The 2,449-nt window shown below is 65.7% G+C and carries 2 protein-coding genes and 1 pseudogene; 2 read left to right on the top strand and 1 reads right to left on the bottom strand.

What is annotated here, in order from left to right:
• Both VJS38_RS01250 and VJS38_RS01245 read left to right on the top strand, forming a co-directional pair.
• Positions 1-640: pseudogene (locus VJS38_RS01250) on the top strand (IS630 family transposase); the annotation flags it as partial.
• 78 nt (positions 641-718) lie between these two features.
• Positions 719-1,906 carry an IS701 family transposase gene (locus VJS38_RS01245; RefSeq protein ID WP_324086336.1) on the top strand — a complete coding sequence of 396 codons (1,188 nt, stop codon included), beginning with the start codon at positions 719-721 and terminating at the stop codon, positions 1,904-1,906.
• Positions 1,907-2,145: 239 nt separating this feature from the next.
• On the opposite strand, the gene VJS38_RS01240 is transcribed toward VJS38_RS01245, so the two are convergent.
• Complete coding sequence (locus tag VJS38_RS01240) at positions 2,146-2,358, bottom strand: helix-turn-helix transcriptional regulator (RefSeq protein ID WP_324086335.1); 213 nt, start codon at positions 2,356-2,358, stop codon at positions 2,146-2,148.
• Positions 2,359-2,449: the final 91 nt, after the last annotated feature.

The following is a 2,449-nucleotide window of genomic DNA, read 5'->3' as shown; positions in this document are numbered from 1 at the left end:
GTCTGGCACTTCTTCGAACACGAGGGCATCAGCTTCAAAAAAAAGCCTGCACGCCAGCGAACAGGACCGCGTCGACGTGGCGAGGCGGCGAGCGCAGTGGAAGAAGTACCAAGGCCGGCTTGATCCCACGCGTCTGGTCTTCATCGACGAGACTTGGGCCAAGACCAGCATGACCCGCACCCATGGTCGTGCGCCGCGTGGCAAGCGCCTGGTCGCCAAGGCACCGCAGGGCCGCTGGCGCACACTGACCTTTCTCGCCGCCCTGCGCCACGACCGCCTCGCGGCCCGGTGCGTCATCGACGGGCCAATCAACGGCGAGAGCTTCCTGGCCTATGTGCGGACCTTCTTGGTCCCGACCCTCAGCCCCGGCGATGTGGTCGTCATGGACAATCTCGGCAGTCACCGTGGCAAGCAGGTCCGCCGCGCCATCCGCCAGGCTGGAGCCAAGCTGCTCTTCCTGCCGAAATACTCCCCCGACCTGAACCCGATCGAGCAGGTCTTCGCCAAGCTCAAACACGGGCTCCGCAAGGCCCAGGCGCGATCCTATGACGCCCTGCTTGGGGCCGCCGGCGCCCTCCTCGACGATTTCCCGCCGGACGAGTGCGCCAGCTATCTCAGGAACTCAGGCTATTCCACCTAATCTCAACGCGCTCTAGTACTACAGTTGCGGTAGGGCGAAGTTTCTGATTCCCTCTCGGGTCTTGAGGGGGATCAGCTGATGTCTGTCGCCGCATGGTCGGGATCGTTGCTGGCCTGGGAACGGGAGCTCGCGGCGGTGAAGGCGCGGGTTGGCCGAGTTCTGCCGCGCCGGCAGTTGCGGGAGACGGCTTCGGCGTTTCTCGATGGTCTGCTGTCGGGGATTGAGCGCAAGACGGGCTGGCTAATGGCCGAGCAGGCAGGCGCGGAGCGGCCCTATCGCATGCAGGCGCTGCTCGGGCGCAGTTGCTGGAACGCCGACGAGCTCCGTGACGAGGTCCGCGGCTATGTGGTCGAGGCGCTGGGCGACCCGGATGGGGTGCTGATCGTCGACGAGACCGGCTTCGTGAAGAAGGGCGAGCATTCCGCCGGGGTGGCGCGCCAGTACTCAGGGACGGCCGGGCGCATCGAGAACTGTCAGGTCGGGGTGTTTCTGGCGTACGCGAGCCGTTACGGCCAGGCGCTGATCGATCGCAGGCTTTATCTGCCGGAGAGCTGGACGAAGGACACGGCTCGCTGCGAGCGGGCCGCGATCCCGGCCGAGGTCGAGTTCGTGACCAAGCCGAAGATGGCTCGCGCGATGATCGCGGCGGCGTTGGAGGCCGGCGTGCCCTGCGCCTACGTACTGGGCGATGCGGTGTACGGCGCCGATAGCAGCCTTCGCCGCATGCTCGAGGCGCGGCATCAGCCCTATGTCCTGGCGGTGCGCGGGGCCCACTCCATGCGCCAGGGTGGACAGTGGAACTTCGAGGAGACCTGCCCTGAGGAACTCGCCGGCGAACTGACGCCGCAGGACTGGGCCTGCCATGCCGCCGGCGAGGGCGCGAAGGGGCCGCGGCTCTACGACTGGGCCCGTATCCGGCGGCCGTGGACGTCTGACGAGGGCTTCGAATACTGGCTGCTCGTGCGCCGCAAACGCTCGAAATCCGCCGAGAAGACCTACTATTTGGCCTTCGCTCCGCCCGGCACGACGCTCGCCGAACTCGCCGCGGTGGCCGGACTGCGGTGGGCGGTCGAGGAGTGCTTTGAGCGCGCAAAGGACGATCTCGGCCTGGATCACTGCGAAGCGCGCTCCTGGCATGGCTGGCATCGGCACATGAGCCTCTGCATGGCCGCCTTAGCGTTCCTCTCCAAGTTGTCGGCCGATCTTCGCCGCAGCGCATGGAGCAAACCGAACGAAACGAGTCCGGCCGAGCCAATCGCCGCCTGATCCGCATGGCCGCTCTCGTGCCCAGCGTGCCCGAGATCCGCTATCTGCTTGCCCGGCTGCTCATCCGGCCGCCCACCCGAACGCCCTTCGTCCTGGCATGGTCATTATGGCGACGACGGCATCAGGCGGCGGCCACGCTCAGTCACTACAAGCGCTACATGCAACTGTAGTACTAGCTGGGCCGCGGCCGCGCGAGATGTGCGCCGCCACGTCAAAGCCCAGCGCTTCGGCCTAGCAGGTCACGACTGGTTGTCCGGCTTGACCAAGTCCAAATGCGATACGCCCAAGGCCTGCGCTAGCTCATAGAGGCTAACGATGGTTGGGTTGCGCTTACCGGTCTCCAGTCCGGAGAGGTACTGCTGGGTGAAGCCGGACTTTTCGGCGAGTTCTTCCTGGGTCAACCCCGCTGCCTCTCGGGCTCTGCGGACATTCCGCCCCACCAGCCGCCGCATGTCCATGCGCGACCGTTGACTGGTCCGCGACGGTGAGTTTATCCACTATAGTATGTACGACGGTGAAGCTCGATGCCTCGACTTCAACATG

It is taken from the genome of Phenylobacterium sp. (genome assembly GCF_035276905.1).
Classification (GTDB): domain Bacteria; phylum Pseudomonadota; class Alphaproteobacteria; order Caulobacterales; family Caulobacteraceae; genus Phenylobacterium.
This window is presented reverse-complemented; position numbering and strand designations above follow the sequence as displayed.

What these genes read in the sequence shown, in the direction of transcription:
- VJS38_RS01245 (WP_324086336.1), top strand. Translation starts at nt 719, where the DNA reads ATGTCTGTCGCCGCATGGTCGGGATCGTTGCTGGCCTGGGAACGGGAG.
- VJS38_RS01240 (WP_324086335.1), bottom strand. Translation starts at nt 2,358, where the DNA reads ATGCGGCGGCTGGTGGGGCGGAATGTCCGCAGAGCCCGAGAGGCAGCG.